The following is a 16,821-nucleotide window of genomic DNA, read 5'->3' as shown; positions in this document are numbered from 1 at the left end:
TCCCGCTTTTTCCTATTCTGCCGTTGCTTTTTCTTTCTTGCGGCTCCAGTCCTCCCAACCACCGGCATAGTTGGAGACATTGTCGAAGCCATGTGCTCTCAGCAGGGAGTAGGCGATGGCCGCCCGACCCCCACTTTGGCAATGCACCACCACCGGTTTTTCTTTGGAGACTTTATCCAGGTTTTTATCCAGCTTGCCGACGAATAGGTTGTCGGCACCCTCGATGTGTCCTTTTTTGAATTCAGCGGCGCCACGCACATCGATCACCTGTGCCTTGCCCTCGTCTAGCAGCGCTTCCACCGTTTCGATCGTCACGGGCTGGTAGGATTCCAATGCCTGTCCTTTGTATTGCTGTAATTGCTCCGGAGTAATGAATCCATGGAGGTTATCCAGGCCGATACGCATCAGTTTGCGTGTCAGGTCGTCTACCTCTGCCTGGTCGGCAATCAGAACGAAGGATTCTTCGTAATTCATGTACCAGCCCATCCAGGTGGAGAAGGAGTTGTTGTTGGCAATATTGAGCGATCCCTTCAGAAAACCCTTGGAAAAGGCCTCGGGAGTACGGGTATCGATGATTTTCATGCCTCCTTTTTCGGCCTGTTCAAATGCCTGCTTCGATAGGTTTTCGATTTTGGGCACCTCGGTTAGCAGTTTCCGGTCCACCTTGTTGAGTTTTTTCATCATGGCAAAATACCGGGGGGGCTCTGGCTGATCCGCCAGTAGTTCTTTGCTAAAGGCAGCTTTGTCATCCAATAGCTGCATCGCCCAGTTTCGGATTTTCTCGTAGCCTACCGTAGACATGGGAACAGCGCCCAGGGATTTTCCACAGGCCGATCCGGCACCGTGTCCCGGCCATACCTGAATAAATTCCTGCAGCTTGTTGAATTCCTGCAAGGAATCAAACATTTGTGCCGCTCCGATATCCTGGGTGCCTTTCAAGCCAGCGGCCTGTTCGAGCAAGTCGGGTCTTCCCACATCGCCGACGAAAACAAAGTCGCCAGTAAACAACATCACGGGTTCCTGGGATGCCGGGGTATCGGTCAGTAGGAAACTAATGCTTTCCGGTGTATGACCGGGGGTATGCAATACATCAAAATTGAGGTTACCCAATTTCACCCGGTCCCCATGGCGCAGTTTTTTATGGGGAAATTCGTATTTCCAATTTTCGTCGCCCATGTCGGACAGGTACATGTCGGCACCGGTCAGCGCGGCAAGTTCCCGCGAACCACTCAGGAAATCGGCGTGAATGTGCGTTTCCAATATATGGGTGATTTTCATGTTATTGGCTTTGGCTATTTGCAGGTACGTGTCCACGTCTCGTTTCGGGTCGATTACGGCTGCTACGCCCCCCGCCTGACATCCTACTACATAACTGGCCTGCGCCAGACTCTTATCGTATACTAATTCGAAAAACATTGTCTTTTAGTTTTTATTTCTAGTCTGATTTCACTTTCCGGACAGTTCTTTTGGCCTGCCCAATGCTTCTACAATGTTAGGGATTCTTTGGCTCCCAAAATGTGATATTTATTACCTAAGTCGGTTTTGACTGTAAATTTAGGCTTTTTACCAGTAACCAAGACCGAAGGGGGGATTCAGGAAGGCAGTACCGATTTTATTTCCACTGTAAAATTCGTCGTCGCAGGTTTTTGTACCGGTGGTCCACCAGAAGGGTGGCTGCTGCGGGAGACGAAAATGCTGTCCGGTAAAAGGATTGGGTGTATCCTCCTGGTTGGGTAACGTTCACCAATGATTTATTCAATCTAAATAAAGGGCTGATTCTTTACTATTTCGGGAAAATTGTAGTAAAATTGCCTCGTGAATCGTTGATCTGGAGAAAAAAATGACCACAGGTATCCCCATGACGGCAGCCGATCTGAGAACTGACCTATCGTACGAAATTGTGAGTATAGCCAACACGCCCTTACTGGTGCGCATGATGGAGATGGGCATCCTTCCTGGTAAACAAATCCGGCTTTTTAAAAAAGCCCCATTCAAAGGTCCCATGGCGTTTTTGATCGATGGGAACATCATTGCCTTACGTATAGAAGAAGCCGCCCTCATTCAACTAAAAGAAGTCTAACGCATGGAAATTGCCGAAAAACAGGCCCTAAGACGCATTGCCATCATTGGCAATCCCAATGTGGGGAAATCCAGTATTTTCAACCAACTGACGGGATTAAACCAAAAAATTGGCAATTATCCGGGCATGACTGTGGATAAGATGGTTGGACAGGCCCGTATCGGGTCCCACAGTTTTGAATTGATTGATCTTCCCGGTACCTACAGTTTGTATCCGAAATCCGAGGACGAAATCATCGCCCATAAAGTGCTAAACGGCCAAGGGGTAGACAAGCCCGATGCAGCTCTGGTCGTACTGGATGCCTGTAACCTGGAGCGAAGCTTGCTGTTGGGTACCCAGGTGATCGATTTAGGGATTCCCATGGCCTTCATTGTCAACATGAAAGACCTGGCCGAGAAGCGGGGATTGACCATTCACAGTTTTGCGTTGTACCAAACGCTCGGGGTTCCCTTGGTCATGACCGATGCCAGAAATAATCAGGGAATGGACGCTGTTCGGGAGCTATTGCTGAAAGGGAATTTTGAGGAAGGCAAACCGTTTCATCAAATGGGCTTCACCGATTTACTCCGAGAGGTGAAAGCAGAATTTGATTTTGCTACCGATTATCAGGCCTTCCAACAGTTGATTTTTGCCGGGTTTGACCCGGTTCTCCCTGCTACGAAAAAAGAATGGTTGGAAAGAAAGGCAGCCGAATACGGTTTTGACGGGCTTGAGCAGCAAACCCGCGAGACCGAACAGCGTCTTGGGAAAATAAAGTCCCTGCTTTCAACGGCTCAATCTTCAGTTACCAGGAGCCCCGGAAAATGGCAGGCCAGCCTGGACGCGGTTTTTATGCATCCGGTTTGGGGTTACCTCACCTTTTTGTTGATCATGTTGCTGATATTCCAGGCCATTTTCGCCTGGGCGGAGACCCCTATGGACCTGATTGACGGGACCTTTGCGGCGCTAAGTGGATGGGTAGCGGAGGTTTTGCCACCGGGCGTTTTCACGGATTTACTGTCCGAAGGTATCATCACGGGTATTGGAGGTGTGGTGATTTTTATCCCGCAGATCGCGCTACTATTTGGGTTTCTGGCGTTTTTGGAAGATACGGGGTATTTTTCCCGGGTCGTTTTTCTGACAGATCGGCTCATGCGTCCTTTCGGATTACATGGCAAAAGTGTGGTGCCCCTCATTTCGGGAATGGCTTGTGCCATTCCGGGCATCATGGCTACCCGAAACATCAGCAATACCAAAGAACGCTTAATTACCATCCTGGTGACACCCTGGATGAGCTGTTCGGCCCGATTGCCGGTGTACATCATTCTGATCGGCTTGACGGTTCCCGACAGTACCTGGTTGGGCATTAACCTACAGGCACTGGCCTTGCTGGTGATGTACCTGTTTGGTACGCTATTTACTTTGTTGGGAGCACTTGCCCTGAAATACGTACTTCGGACAAAGGAACGAAGTTTTTTGATGACTGATCTGCCCATCTACCGCATGCCCCGTTGGCAAACGGTGCTGCTCACCATGTACAACAAGTCAAAAATATTCGTTCTAGAAGCTGGAAAAGTCATCCTCGCCATCTCCATCGTACTTTGGGTGCTGGCCAGTTACGGGCCTTCCGGGCAGATGGAAACCCTGAACGCACAAAAAGAAGAGGCGCTGGCAGCCGCCTCCGAAGAGCAGAAACACGAACTGGCTTCTGAATTTGCCTCCAAAAAGCTGGAAGCTTCCTACATCGGCCTGTTGGGAAAAGCAATTGAGCCTGCCTTGCGTCCGTTGGGCTACGACTGGAAGATCGGTATCGCGCTACTGACCTCTTTTGCCGCCAGGGAAGTATTTGTTGCCACGGTTGCCACCATATATAGCGTGGGGGAAGATGTGGAAGACGAACTTACCATTCGGGAAAAATTAGATAAACAGGTGCATGCCGATACGGGGGAAAAAGTATTTACCCGGGCCACCGGATTTTCATTGATGGTGTTTTACGCCCTGGCCATGCAATGCATGAGTACCGTGGCGGTTGTGTATCGGGAAACCAAAAGTTGGAAATGGCCGCTGATCCAAACGATTGGTATGACGATTGTCGCCTATTTGGGGGCATTGGTTACGTATCAATTATTTGCATAAATGATGTGGCAGGAGCTAATCGTAGGGATATTGTTTGCTGGAGTTCTCGGGTATTGGGGCTACAAGTTGCTGGTAAAAAAGCCGGTCAAAAACAAGCATGGTTGCGGTTGTGAAAAATGCAACTGATTTTACCCGTGTTTCCTGCTTTTTTTTTAACCTTTTCCCCGTAGATTTGCTGCGAAAGATTTTCTTTCCTCGTTGGCTGAAATCTAAACTGGAAAAGCTGTAATGAATTGGATGTATAGCATTAAGCACAAACTAACCGCTGCCTCACTACTTTTTGGTGTCATCTTGTTGGTAATGGTGACCAACATCAACCAACGAAACCAGATAACTGAGTTGGAAACTGCATTTGAGGCGATCTACCGGGATCGTCTCGTGGCAGAAAGCTATATTTTAGATTTTTCTGAAAAGCTGCATACCCTCCAATTAGCAATTAACGACCCCAGTAGTTCGTTGGTGCAAAAGCAGCGGGTGGCCAACCGGCTCTTGACGGAAATCGATACGCTAAACCAACTGTATCAGGCAACCCGTCTGACGGAAGAAGAGGCGAAGTATTTTCTTCATTTCACAGGGTTGACAAAGGAAATGAACCTACGGCTAAAGGAGGGTGACCTCGCGAGTGAGGAGACGATGATTCAATCGGCTTTTATGGACCTGCACTTTCTTTCCCAGATTCAGTTGACCGAAGCCGATAAACTAAAATCGAAAACCGATCGGATTTTTCACCGGGGCAGCCTGATATCCCAGTTTGAGATGGTAGTTCTTATTGTCATTGGGCTCCTTATCCAGGCGCTTTTATTCGCATCCAGGACGACCGGTCCCCCAAAATGGCCAACCAACTCCCGGATGAATTGACGCTGGCAAGCTCATCGGTTCAGACCTTGGGTTGCAGGCTTCCGCTGAGGGATTGAATCGCCTGGGCAGCCAGGGCGTAGGAGGTTAGTCGTTTTTCCTGATCGTAGATGCTGCTGCTGATCATTAGTTCATCCGGGCGATGTTCCCGGACAAATGCCGCCAATCCATTTTTTACCCGATCAAAATCCCCCACAAAGCTATAGGTCGTCATGTGCCGAATGGCAGCTGCTTCCTGTGCAGTCCACAGGGCATCCATGGATGCAACGGGAGCCGCGAGAGGAACCGAACGGCCGCGGATTATTCCCAGGGCCATTTGATAAAATGAGCTGTTTAGAAATTCCGCTTCATTCTGGCTTTCTGCGGCCACCACATTGATGCAGGCAATCAGGTAAGGCCTGGAACCCGGGGAATATGCCCTAAAGTGGCGACGGTAGTAGCTGGCGGCCTGTTGGAAATACGTGGGCGCAAAATGACTGGCAAACACATACGGCATCGCCTTAGCTGCTGCCAGACGGGCGCTGTCCATGCTTGAACCCAGTAAGTAGAAGGGAACAGGAAGTCCTTCTGCTGGAAAGGCCCGGACCGGGCTGTCTAGGTTCTCCTCTGAAAAATACCCCTGCAATTCTTCCAAATCTTGGGGGAATTCCTGTACGGTTTCCAGCCTTCCCCTTCGCAAGGATGCAGCGGTTCGTTGATCAGTTCCGGGAGCCCTGCCAAATCCGAGGTCTATTCTGCCGGGATAAAGTGATTCCAGGGTACCGATTTGTTCGGCAACGACAAGCGGACTGTGGTTGGGCAGCATGATGCCCCCGGAACCTACTCGAATGCGCCGGGTTCCCTGAGCGATGTACCCCATCAAGATAGTAGGGGCGGAGCTTCCCACCCAGGGCATGTTGTGATGTTCTGCGAGCCAAAATCGCTTGTAACCCTGATTTTCGGCATGTCGGGCCAGCTCCAGGCTCCGGCGGTAGGCGTCGGCGGCGGTATCTTCTTTTTTAAGAAGGGCCAGCTCAAGAACGGAAAAGGGAATTGCGCGCTGCATCAACTGGGGAAACTTGCGGAATTTTCTTTTAGTTCCCCGGTGGCAACCGATTTTCCCATCCGGTTAAGAGGCGGGATGGCTTTACTGCTGGGGGAAATCCATCCCTTCCTTAATTTCTACCACGTACCTACCCTTTCTGAGCGTCCACCCAGTTCTTTGCGTTGATAAAGGCTTGAATCCAGGGAGTTACCTCCTGCTGTCGATCGCCCTCCGGGAAATAGGGCCAGTTCCAGGGAGCAAGGGAGCGCTCGATATGGGGCATGATGGCCAGGTGCCTGCCATCTTTGGAGGCCAAACCGGCCACCGCACGGTCCGAACCGTTGGGGTTACCGGGATAGCTCGTGTAGGAATAGTGCATGCAACTGTGATAATCCGAGGCATCCATCGGTAGATGGAACTTGCCCTCTCCATGCGCTACCCATACACCCAGTCGCAGCCCGGAAAGGGAGCGCAACATCACCGAATTGTTTTCGGGTATGGTCACGTTGACGAATGCCGATTCGAATTTATGACTTTCGTTGTGCAACATTTTGGTTTTTTGCGCATGTTCTGGGTTGACCAGCCCCAGTTCCACCATCAACTGACATCCGTTGCAGACGCCCAGACTCAAGGTATCCTCCCTTGCGTAAAATCGGTCCAGGGCCTGTTTGGCTGTTTCATTGTAAAGAAAGGCACCAGCCCATCCTTTGGCTGATCCCAATACATCGGAATTGGAGAAACCACCTACAAAAACAATCATGTTTACGTCCGCAAGGGTTTCTCTTCCCGAAATCAGATCGGTCATGTGAATGTCTTTGACGTCAAAACCAGCAAGCCACAGGGCATAGGCCATTTCCCGATCCCCGTTGACCCCTTTTTCCCGAATGATTGCCGCTCGGGTACCGGTGGCATTTTTTCGTGCCGGATTTAGATGCAGCGATTGGTAGGTGCCTTGCCAGGCTGCCGGAAAGGTGTATGCCAAGGGTTGATTTTTGTAGTGCTCGTACCGCTCCTTGGCTAATTGTTCGCCAGACTGTTGCCGGTCCAACAGGTAGGAAGAGCGGTACCATGTATCCCGAAGCTCCGCTACGTTCCAATCGAGATCCAGCGCTGGAATGCGCAACGCTCCGTCGGAAGCAAGGCTGGCAATGGAAATGGCGTCAATTCCTTCCGCTTTCAGGCGGGCGCTTACGCTATCCGGGTTTTGGACCTGAATAACCAATCCCGGATTTTCCGAAAACAGGGCCTTTACCGGGTCTTTTTCTTTCAGGTTTTCCACATGCACCTGCAAGCCGGAATTCTCATTAGGGAAGCACATTTCCAGCAGGCTAGTGATCAACCCACCCGAAGAAATATCGTGACCGGCCAGAACCACATCCTCCCGGATCAGTTGCTGAACCGCTGCAAACGCACGAACGAAATAGGCCGCGTCGATCACATCTGGCGCATCGGCACCGATGCGTTGACGGATTTGGGCAAAGGCGCTTCCTCCCAATCTTGCCTCATCTTTGGAAAAGTCCAGGTACAGCAGGCCACTGCCGGCTATTGGTTTCAGTGTGGGAAAAACGATGCGGTTGATGTCGGCGCATTCCCCAACCGTAGAGATGATGACCGTTCCGGGTGCCAGCACGGTCTTCCCGTCCGGGTATTTTTGGGTCATGGAAAGAGAGTCCTTCCCGGTAGGGATATTGATCCCCAGATCGATGGCGAACTGGCTACACGCTTCTACCGCTCGGTACAAGCGGTCATTCTCACCGGGGTTTTTTGCCGGCCACATCCAATTCGCGCTCAAGGACACGCCCTTTAGCCCCTCTGTTAGTGGTGCCCATATCAAGTTGGTCAACGCCTCGGCGATCGCCAGCCGGGAGCCTTTCTCCGGACTGGATAAGGCCGCTACAGGTGCATGGCCGAGGGAGGTGGCTATACCCTTGGCTCCGCTGTAGTCCATGGCCATCACAGCCACGTTATTTAGCGGCAGTTGCAAAGGCCCGGTAGTTTGCTGGCAGGCCACTCGTCCGGTGACAGAACGGTCCACTTTATTGGTCAGCCAATCTTTGCAGGCCACTGCTTCCAACTGCAAAACCTGATGCAGGTATTCGCCTAGCTCCTGCTGGCTGTATTCGGGATTCGCAAAAGAAAGGTGGGAACGTTGGTCTTCCAGGACGGTTTTTGGAGAGGATCCAAACATGTGCTGCAAGCTCCAGTCAATGGGTTTTTCGCCCGTTTCGCTGTTTTCAAACCGAAAATGAAAATCGCCGGTGGTTTCTCCGATTTCGTAGAAAGGGGCTCGTTCGCGTGCTGCTATCTTTTTGATGGTTTCCAACTGCGATTTTTCCAGTACCAGTCCCATTCGTTCCTGAGACTCGTTGCCGATAATTTCCTTGGCCGATAGGGTGGGATCACCCAAAGGTAATTTTTCCAGATGGATGGTGCCTCCGGTTTCTTCCACCAATTCGGAAAGGCAATTCAGGTGCCCGCCGGCTCCGTGGTCGTGAATGGAAAGGATGGGATTGTCCTCGCTTTCGGCCATGGCGCGGATGACATTCGCCACTCGTTTTTGCATTTCCGGATTGGATCGCTGCACGGCATTCAGCTCCAGCGCATGCGTAAGTTCCCCCGTATTCAGCGAGGATACCGCACTGCCTCCCATCCCGATACGGTAATTGTCACCCCCCATCAATACGATGCTGTTCCCTTTGCTGGCTTGTTTCTTCAGGCTGTAGGGTGCCCGGGTAAAACCCACGCCTCCGGCCAGCATGATGACTTTATCAAACCCCCAGGTTCGGTCGTGTTCCTGATGCTCGAAGGTTACCAAACTCCCGCAAATCAGCGGTTGCCCAAATTTGTTACCGAAATCACTTGCTCCGTTGGAGGCTTTGATTAGGATATCCAGCGGGCTTTGGTACAGCCAGTTTCGTTCTTGCAGCCCGGCTTCCCAGGTTCGGTCGGGAGCTGTTCGCGGATAGGAGGTCATGTACACGGCGGTGCCGGCCAGCGGAATGGAGGCGGTACCTCCTGCCATCCGGTCCCGTATCTCTCCTCCGGAACCCGTCGCTGCGCCATTAAACGGTTCTACTGTGGTGGGAAAGTTATGGGTCTCTGCCTTTAGGGAGAGCACGGTTTCAATCTCCCGGATTGCAAAAAAGTCCGCTTTTTCTTGATTTACCGGAGCAAATTGCAGGGCTTTCGGCCCTTTGACAAAGGCTACATTGTCTTTATAGGCTGAAACAATCCCATTTGAATTGGCCTGGGAGGTTTTTTTGATCCACTGAAAAAGGGAAAGGGGTTTTTCCTCCCCATCAATGACGAAGGTGCCGTTAAAAATTTTGTGTCGGCAATGCTCGGAATTCACCTGGCTAAAGCCAAATACTTCGCTATCGGTCAGGGGTCTACCCAGGGATTCGCTCACTCCCTGCAGGTAGGCCACTTCCTCGGCGTTGAGGGCCAGCCCTTCCTGCGCATTGTAGGCGTTGATATCGTTGATCGAAAGAATCGGGTCGGGCGTCTTTTCAACGAAGAATAGCGCTTGATCCAGCTCGGGATAGAGGCGTTGCAACATGGGGTCCAGGGCGAGTTCTTCAGACCAGGGCACGAATGCTTCGATTCTTCGGATACCGCTAATGCCCATGTTTTGGCAGATTTCCACCGCATTGGTAGACCAGGGAGTGATCATTTCTTTTCTCGGCCCAAAAAATTTCCCTGGAATGCGGTCTTTTTCCAGAAACTCCGCCCCGCCGAAGAGCCAGCTTAGTTTTTGCAGGGTGTTTGAATCCATGGCCTGCCCGCTTTCCAGGGCGTATACGGTTTTTTCCAGCGATTGAAAAAAGAAAATAGTCATAGAGAATGTGATGGTAAAATGAAGCAGCAAAGGTACAAAATTGCTTTGGAAAATTACCGCCTATCGTCATCACAAACCGTTCTGCTGCGCGGGTACCTGTTCGCAATCGGATATTTTTTTCCGTAATACGTTCATTATCGGACAAGGGAATGGCATTGGCCGGTACCGTTGCTCCGATTATTTGAAAGAATACGATCATTCTCCGGGTATCTATCGATGAATTCGGACAGATAGAAACGGGATTTTGATGCGAAAAATGTAGCTTTTTCTTCTTTATTAAAAAAAATAGTTAATTTCACGGAAACTTTGAACCTTTCGAAAGTTTCCAGAGTTTTTTGGCAGGAAGTTTATAGAAGAATAGTTGGAAACAAGAGAGAAAATAATTCAGGTAGCTTTGGAGCAATTTTTTGTCTTTGGTGTACGTGCCGTCACCATGGATGAAATTGCCCGGCAGGCAGGCATGTCTAAGAAAACCATTTATGAGGAATTTGCAAGTAAAGAAGATCTGGTAACGGCTGCTTTCGATGCAGCGCTTGAAGCGGACGAGTGTGCGTTTTATGAAATGATGGAGTCGGAAGAGGGGGTGATTGATCACCTTTTGCAGATGACCCGGTACCTGCGGGAGCGTTTTTCCAAAATGAACCCTTTGTTGCTGCACGATGTGCAGCGGTTTTACCCCAAATGCTGGAAAAAGCTGGAGGAATTCAAACGGGAGCATGCCTGGAAAGGGATTGTGCAGATTTTGGAAGAGGGTAAACAATCGGGGGATTTCAGGAGCGAAATCAATTCAGAAATTTTGGCATTCATGCGATTGAATCAGATTACTAGTTTTATCTCCGGAAATTTACCCCAGGAAAAATATACGTTGCTGGATTACCACATGCAGCTATTGGACCATTTTATACATGGAATACTTACTGATCAGGGAAGAAATACCTATTACAAAAAACTACAAACACAGGAATCTTAATTTTATGAAGTTTAAACCGGTAATTTTATTCGTTTTTGTTTGGGTGGTTGGAAGCAGCACGCTGGTGCACGCCCAACAAGTGCCGTTCACACTGGAAGAAAGTGTCGCCTATGCCCTGGAAAACAACGTAGAGGCCAGAAATGCCCGGCTGGAAATAGAAGCAGCAAGGGGTCTTGTAGGAGAACGCACCGCGGAAGGGCTTCCCCAGATCAATGCAAATCTTAATGCCACAAAAAATCTGGTCGTTCCGGTTACTCCGTTTCCGGCGATCATTTTCGACCCTGAAGCGCCCGAGGGAGAATTTATTGGCGTACAGTTTTCCCCGGAATATACCGCGGGGTTGACGGCAACGGTTTCTCAAATGATTTTTAATGGCTCGTATTTTATCGGTCTGAAGGCAGCCAAAACCTACCGGCAGCTGGCAGAGGTCGACCGGAAATATACCGAACTGGAGGTGATCGAAAATGTCAAGAAAGCCTACTATTCGGTATTGGTGAGTCGGGAACGCGAAGCGTTGGTTCGGGCAAATTTAAGCCGAATCGATACCCTGTTGAAAGAGACGGAAATCTTGTACGAAGAGGGTTTTGCAGAGAAGATCGACGTTACCCGAATCCGGGTGCAGCACAACAACATTCAAACGGAACTGGACAAGGCTGAGACGGCAAGTCGCATCAGTTTGCGCTTGCTGAAATTTCAGATGGGGCTACCCCAAGACCAGGAAATCAACCTTGTAGACACCATTTTGGCTATGGAAGCCCTGCTCGATGCCGAGCGATTGCTGCTGGAGGAAGGGGAGCGCCGGATAGAAATCGACCAGATCAATACCAATTACGAGTTGGCCACCCTGGACCTAAAAAACAACCAGATTCAATACATGCCCCGCCTCGATGCCAATTTTACCTACCAACGAAACTCTTTCGGTGGTAATTTTCCTGGGCTTTGGTCCGGCGAATGGTTTACCGGTTCCGTCCTGGGGGTAACCCTACAGATCCCCATCTTTGATGGATTTACCAAGAAATACAAAATTCAACAGAACCGGGTACAACTGCGGCAGTTAGAGGTGCAGAAGGAGTCGCTGCTCCAGAATATCGTCGTAGAAAAATACCAAGCCCGTCAGAACCTGGTAAATAGCCTAAAGTCCCTGGAAGTGCAACGTGAAAACCGGGATCTGGCACTGGAGGTATACGATATGGCCAAAATAAAATACCAGGAGGGCGTAGGCTCAAACCTGGAAGTAGTCGAGGCGGATTCCGCGCTTAAGGAAGCCGAGACCAATTATTTTTCTGCCTTATACGATGCCTTCATTGCGAAGGTTGATTTGGAAAAAGCATTGGGAATTTTAAACTAAAGAAACGAATACCATACCTTTATGAAAAATACAATTAAGTTTTTAAGCCTGGCCCTGATCATCGGGGTAGTTTCCTGTTCGGCGCCTAAGGACGAGCTAACCGAAAAGAAGGAGCAGCTGGATGCGTATAAATCGGAGGCCGCAGCGCTGAAGGTAAAAATTGAGGAACTGGAAACCGAACTTTCCCAACTGGACCCCGAATTCCGGAAAAACCAGCGGAAATCGGTATTGATCACGACCCTCCAACCCGAAAAGGGAAATTTTGAGCATTATGTGGAAGTAACCGGCTCGGTCCTTTCGAAGAAAAATGTCAACATCAGTGCCGAAGTCTCCGGACGTATTGAGGAAGTGGTTACCCGGGAGGGAATGTCGATCCGTAAGGGACAGGTGATTGCACTAATCAACGCCGAATCCGTTGAGCGAAATCTGGATGAGATTCAGACCCAGTTGGAATTGGCCAGAACCGTTTTTGAAAAGCAGGAGCGCTTGTGGAAGCAGCAGATCGGAACGGAAATCCAGTACCTGGAGGCAAAAAACCGGATGGAAACCCTGGAAAAGAACCTTTCTTCCCTGCAGCTGCAAAAGGACCGAACCACGGTAAGGGCACCTTTTGACGGGACCGTCGAGGAATTGCTGGTACGTGTAGGCGAGCTGGTTCAACCGGGGACGCCCATCGTAAACATGGTAGGAGAGGACGACCTGTTTATCGAAGGAGATATATCGGAACGGTACGTGGGCATCCTGGACAAGGGAGATTCTGTAAGTATTCACTTTCCTTCCATTGACAAGTCCTTGGATACGAAAGTAACCGCAATCGGCAGGATTATTGACCCCAACAACCGAACCTTTAAAGTGGAAGTATTTTTGCCAAAAATGGAAAATGTAAAACCCAACATGCTGTCGGTGCTAAACATACAGGATTACCGCAACACCAACGCTGTGACGGTGCCTACCTATCTGATTTTGCAGGACAACAAAGGAAGTTACGTATTTGTGGTAGAAGAGGGGATGGCTCGTAAACGATATGTGGAGCGAGGCATGACCTATGAGGGGAAAACAGAAATCCTGGATGGTTTGAGCGGCTCCGAAACATTGGTAGACAAAGGCTTCCGGGAAGTTGGGGATAATTTTAGTGTAAACATCGCATCCTAACGCATTTATGGCTACAGAAGAAAATTCAAATAAAGGCGTGATCAGAGAGTTTGGGATATCCTCGCTTTCGGTAGACAACCGGACGAGTGTGGTCATCCTGACGCTAATCATCACATTTTTGGGCATTTTTGCCTACCGCACCATGCCGAAGGAAAGTTTTCCGGAGATCGTCATACCGACCGTCTACGTGGGAACGGCCTATCCCGGAAACTCTCCGGTGGACATGGAAAATTTGATTACCCGACCCATTGAGAAAGAACTCAAATCCATCAATAACCTGAAGGACGTGAGCTCTACTTCCATACAGGATTTTTCGTCCATCGTGGTGGAGTTCAATCCCAACGTGGACATTTCCAAGGCCCTTCAGGACGTGAAGGATGCCGTGGACAAAGCCAAAAGCGAGCTGCCTTCCGATCTGGACCGGGACCCCGATGTTTTGGAAATCAATACCTCGGAATTTCCCATCATGAACGTCAATATTTCCGGAAACTACACGGAACAGGAACTCAAAAAATACGGGGAGTTTCTGGAAGATGAGATTGAGAAGCTTTCCGAAATTTCCAGTGCCGACCTGAGTGGAACCATCGAACGGGAAATCCGCATTGATGCCGATTTGTACAAAATGGAATCGCACGGAGTGACCTTTTCGGACATTTCTGGTGCGGTGGCGGATGAGAACGTGACCATTTCCGGAGGAAATATCCTTTCCGGGGATTACCGCAGAACCCTGCGGATAGCTGGCGAGTTTACCGATCCCATGCAGCTCGAAAACGTCATTGTAAAGACTGAAAACGAAAAGATCGTATACCTGCGGGATGTGGCATCCGTGAGCGATACGTACAAAGAGCGGGAAAGCTACGCCCGAAGCAACAAACTCCCGGTCGTCACCATCAACGTGGTCAAGAGAAGCGGAGAAAACCTACTGGACGCCTCCGACAAAATCAAAGCATTGATCGAAGAAGTGAAAACGGACCGCTTTCCGGAAGATTTGGAAGTTACGATCACCAATGATCAGTCCAAGGCGACCCGATCACAGGTGGATAACCTGGAAAATAGCATTATTTCCGGGGTAATCCTCGTGGTATTGGTTCTCATGTTTTTTCTCGGATTCAGAAATGCGCTGTTTGTGGGGATCGCTATCCCTCTATCCATGTTTATTTCTTTCCTTGTATTGAATTCCCTGGGTGTCACGCTAAATCTAATGGTGTTATTTTCCCTGATTTTAGCATTGGGAATGTTGGTCGATAACGGGATCGTGGTGGTGGAAAATATCTACCGTCTCATGCAAGAGGGTAAGTCCGCTGTGCGGGCAGCCAAGGAGGGAGTGGGAGAGGTGGCCTGGCCCATCATAACCTCAACGGCCACCACCCTGGCAGCTTTTCTCCCCCTCGCTTTCTGGGACGATATCATCGGGGAGTTTATGAAGTACCTGCCGATAACGCTGATCATCGTATTATCTTCCTCCCTTTTTGTTGCGCTGGTGATCAATCCCGTACTTACTGCCCTTTACATGAAGATACAGGACGTGGACCAAAACAAACCGGTAAAGAAACCGGTGATCGTAGCAGCAGCCCTTACCTTTGTGGCCATTGTCTGCTTTTTCGCTGGCTGGATCGCCCTTGGAAACCTGCTATTTTTGGGTGCATTGCTGACTTTGTTTAACGTTTTCGCACTCCGAAAGGCCATACGTTGGTTTCAAAATTCCTTTTTGGTGAAGCTCGAAAACCTGTACGAAAAAACCCTGCATTTTGCTTTAAAGGGAAAAGGGCCTTATTTGTTCTTTGGAGGGACGGTTCTCCTGCTAGTCATTTCGTTGGTATTGCTGGGCGTTCGGGCACCGAAAATTCTTTTCTTTCCGGACAATCAGCCTGCCCTTGTCAGCATTTACCTGGAAGAACCCATTGGTACCGATATCGAAGCTACCAATGACTTTGTCAATCAGATGGAAGACGATCTGTTTGAAATTCTGGAACCGTACGAAGACATCATTGAGTCGGTCATAACGCAAATAGGAGAGGGGACCGGAGACCCCTTGGAAGGACCCAGTCAGGCCTCTACGCCCCATAAAGCAAAAATTACCATTGGCTTTGTTGAATACCAATTTAGAAAAGGTGTTAATACCAACGAGGTCATGGAGAAAATCCGGAAACTCGCTGAAGGTTATCCCGGGGTATTGCTGACCGTAGATAAACAGCGTAACGGGCCGCCGGTAGGAAAACCAATCAATATTGAGGTCAGTGGGGAGAATTTTGACCAGTTGATCGCCTTCGTCAATCAGATGCGGGAACAAATCAACGAATCGGGAATCCAAGGGATTGAGGAACTGAAGACCGATTTGGAAACGGGAAACCCGGAGTTGATACTGGATATTGACCGGGAAAAGGCCCGTAGGTTTGGCTTGTCTACGTCCACCATCGCCAACGAGCTCCGGACTGCGCTCTTTGGCCTGGAAGTGTCCAAATTCAAGGAAGGAGAAGACGATTACCCCATACAACTTCGTCTGGCAGACGAATACCGATACGACATCGGTGCGCTGCTCAACAAGAAAATCAGCTTCCGGGATAAGTTTGGCAATCAAAAAGAAATTCCTATTTCTTCCGTGGCGAGTCTGGAATACAGCTCTACCTACGGTTCGGTGAAACGAAAAGACCTGGAGCGGGTGATTACCTTGTTTTCCAACGTAAACGACGGGTACAATGCTACCGAAATCAATAACGAAATCAAGCGGCTCATTCAGGATATTGAGATTCCGGAGAGCATCGATGTGAGTTTTACCGGAGAGCAGGAGGAGCAGGCCAAATCTGCGGAATTTCTTACCCGGGCACTGGCTATTTCCATCTCTTTGATCTTCCTTATCATCGTTGCTCAGTTTAATTCGGTGACCACGCCCTTCATTATCATGGCTTCGGTGGTTTTTAGTACCATCGGCGTATTCTTGGGCTTGGTAGCATTTAACATGAACTTTGTGATCATCATGACCGGCATCGGGATTATCTCCCTGGCGGGGGTGGTGGTAAACAATGCCATCGTACTCATCGATTACACCAATCTGGTGCGGGAACGAAGGAGACAGGAATTGAATGTGCCGGAGGATGGGTTCCTTTCCAAAGAAGAATTGCTCGATAGCATCATTCAGGGAGGGAAGATTCGTTTACGTCCGGTACTGCTTACCGCCATCACTACGGTGCTGGGATTGATCCCACTGGCGCTGGGGATGAACATTGATTTCTACGGATTGCTCTCCTCGTTTGATCCCAAGTTTTATATTGGGGGGGATAATGCAGATTTTTGGGGGCCGATGGCATGGACGGTGATATTCGGCCTAACCTTTGCGACCTTTTTGACGTTAGTAATAGTACCTGTCATGTATTTATTGGCAGATAAATTAAATTCAGTTGCTCGCAAGAGCAATCAATGAGTTTTAATTAAAGGTTGGTGG

10 protein-coding genes are annotated in these 16,821 nt (G+C 49.5%); 7 read left to right on the top strand and 3 right to left on the bottom strand.

What is annotated here, in order from left to right; genetic code table 11:
- Positions 1-12: 12 nt before the first annotated feature.
- The gene (locus BMW71_RS20600) at positions 13-1,416 is read right to left on the bottom strand and encodes an MBL fold metallo-hydrolase (protein ID WP_092178263.1); all 1,404 of its coding nucleotides are present in this window, start codon (positions 1,414-1,416) and stop codon (positions 13-15) included.
- A gap of 424 nt (positions 1,417-1,840) precedes the next feature.
- Here BMW71_RS20600 and BMW71_RS20590 point away from each other — a divergent pair, with 424 nt between their 5' ends.
- The 3 genes from BMW71_RS20590 to BMW71_RS20580 all read left to right on the top strand — a co-directional run bounded on the left by BMW71_RS20590 (position 1,841) and on the right by BMW71_RS20580 (position 5,053).
- Positions 1,841-2,080, top strand: coding sequence for a FeoA family protein (locus tag BMW71_RS20590; protein ID WP_241685067.1), 240 nt, complete (start codon positions 1,841-1,843; stop codon positions 2,078-2,080).
- Positions 2,081-2,083: 3 nt separating this feature from the next.
- Positions 2,084-4,195 (top strand): ferrous iron transport protein B, encoded by a 2,112-nt coding sequence (feoB, locus tag BMW71_RS20585; RefSeq protein ID WP_092178259.1) that lies wholly within the window; start codon positions 2,084-2,086, stop codon positions 4,193-4,195.
- A gap of 228 nt (positions 4,196-4,423) precedes the next feature.
- Positions 4,424-5,053: an MCP four helix bundle domain-containing protein gene (locus tag BMW71_RS20580; RefSeq protein ID WP_092178257.1), complete on the top strand. Its 630-nt coding sequence runs from the start codon at positions 4,424-4,426 to the stop codon at positions 5,051-5,053.
- Between the two features lie 19 nt (positions 5,054-5,072).
- On the opposite strand, the gene BMW71_RS20575 is transcribed toward BMW71_RS20580, so the two are convergent.
- Both BMW71_RS20575 and purL read right to left on the bottom strand, forming a co-directional pair.
- Complete coding sequence (locus BMW71_RS20575; protein WP_092178255.1) at positions 5,073-6,095, bottom strand: LLM class flavin-dependent oxidoreductase; 1,023 nt, start codon at positions 6,093-6,095, stop codon at positions 5,073-5,075.
- Between the two features lie 127 nt (positions 6,096-6,222).
- On the bottom strand, positions 6,223-9,912 hold the full coding sequence (gene purL / locus BMW71_RS20570; RefSeq protein WP_092178253.1) for a phosphoribosylformylglycinamidine synthase: 3,690 nt from the start codon (positions 9,910-9,912) through the stop codon (positions 6,223-6,225).
- 361 nt (positions 9,913-10,273) lie between these two features.
- Between purL and BMW71_RS20565 the strand changes: the two genes are divergently transcribed.
- Genes BMW71_RS20565 through BMW71_RS20550 form a run of 4 tightly spaced genes read left to right on the top strand, consistent with a single transcriptional unit; the run spans position 10,274 to position 16,800 of the window.
- The gene (locus BMW71_RS20565; RefSeq protein ID WP_092178251.1) at positions 10,274-10,882 is read left to right on the top strand and encodes a TetR/AcrR family transcriptional regulator; all 609 of its coding nucleotides are present in this window, start codon (positions 10,274-10,276) and stop codon (positions 10,880-10,882) included.
- 4 nt (positions 10,883-10,886) lie between these two features.
- A complete protein-coding gene (locus BMW71_RS20560) occupies positions 10,887-12,230 on the top strand; it encodes a TolC family protein (RefSeq protein WP_092178249.1) in 1,344 nt (447 codons plus the stop codon).
- A 21-nt stretch (positions 12,231-12,251) separates the two neighbouring features.
- Positions 12,252-13,382: an efflux RND transporter periplasmic adaptor subunit gene (locus BMW71_RS20555; protein ID WP_092178248.1), complete on the top strand. Its 1,131-nt coding sequence runs from the start codon at positions 12,252-12,254 to the stop codon at positions 13,380-13,382.
- Between the two features lie 7 nt (positions 13,383-13,389).
- Positions 13,390-16,800: an efflux RND transporter permease subunit gene (locus tag BMW71_RS20550; RefSeq protein WP_092178246.1), complete on the top strand. Its 3,411-nt coding sequence runs from the start codon at positions 13,390-13,392 to the stop codon at positions 16,798-16,800.
- Positions 16,801-16,821: the final 21 nt, after the last annotated feature.

Origin of the sequence: Cyclobacterium xiamenense (genome assembly GCF_900109255.1) — a bacterium.
Taxonomy (GTDB): domain Bacteria; phylum Bacteroidota; class Bacteroidia; order Cytophagales; family Cyclobacteriaceae; genus Cyclobacterium; species Cyclobacterium xiamenense.
The sequence above is the reverse complement of the archived record's forward strand: the minus strand, read 5'-3'. Positions and strand labels throughout refer to the sequence as shown.

Coding starts and splice junctions, on each gene's coding strand:
- BMW71_RS20575 (WP_092178255.1), bottom strand. CDS start 6,095: ATGCAGCGCGCAATTCCCTTTTCCGTTCTTGAGCTGGCCCTTCTTAAA.
- BMW71_RS20590 (WP_241685067.1), top strand. CDS start 1,841: ATGACCACAGGTATCCCCATGACGGCAGCCGATCTGAGAACTGACCTA.
- feoB (WP_092178259.1), top strand. CDS start 2,084: ATGGAAATTGCCGAAAAACAGGCCCTAAGACGCATTGCCATCATTGGC.
- BMW71_RS20550 (WP_092178246.1), top strand. CDS start 13,390: ATGGCTACAGAAGAAAATTCAAATAAAGGCGTGATCAGAGAGTTTGGG.
- BMW71_RS20580 (WP_092178257.1), top strand. CDS start 4,424: ATGAATTGGATGTATAGCATTAAGCACAAACTAACCGCTGCCTCACTA.
- BMW71_RS20555 (WP_092178248.1), top strand. CDS start 12,252: ATGAAAAATACAATTAAGTTTTTAAGCCTGGCCCTGATCATCGGGGTA.
- BMW71_RS20560 (WP_092178249.1), top strand. CDS start 10,887: ATGAAGTTTAAACCGGTAATTTTATTCGTTTTTGTTTGGGTGGTTGGA.
- purL (WP_092178253.1), bottom strand. CDS start 9,912: ATGACTATTTTCTTTTTTCAATCGCTGGAAAAAACCGTATACGCCCTG.
- BMW71_RS20600 (WP_092178263.1), bottom strand. CDS start 1,416: ATGTTTTTCGAATTAGTATACGATAAGAGTCTGGCGCAGGCCAGTTAT.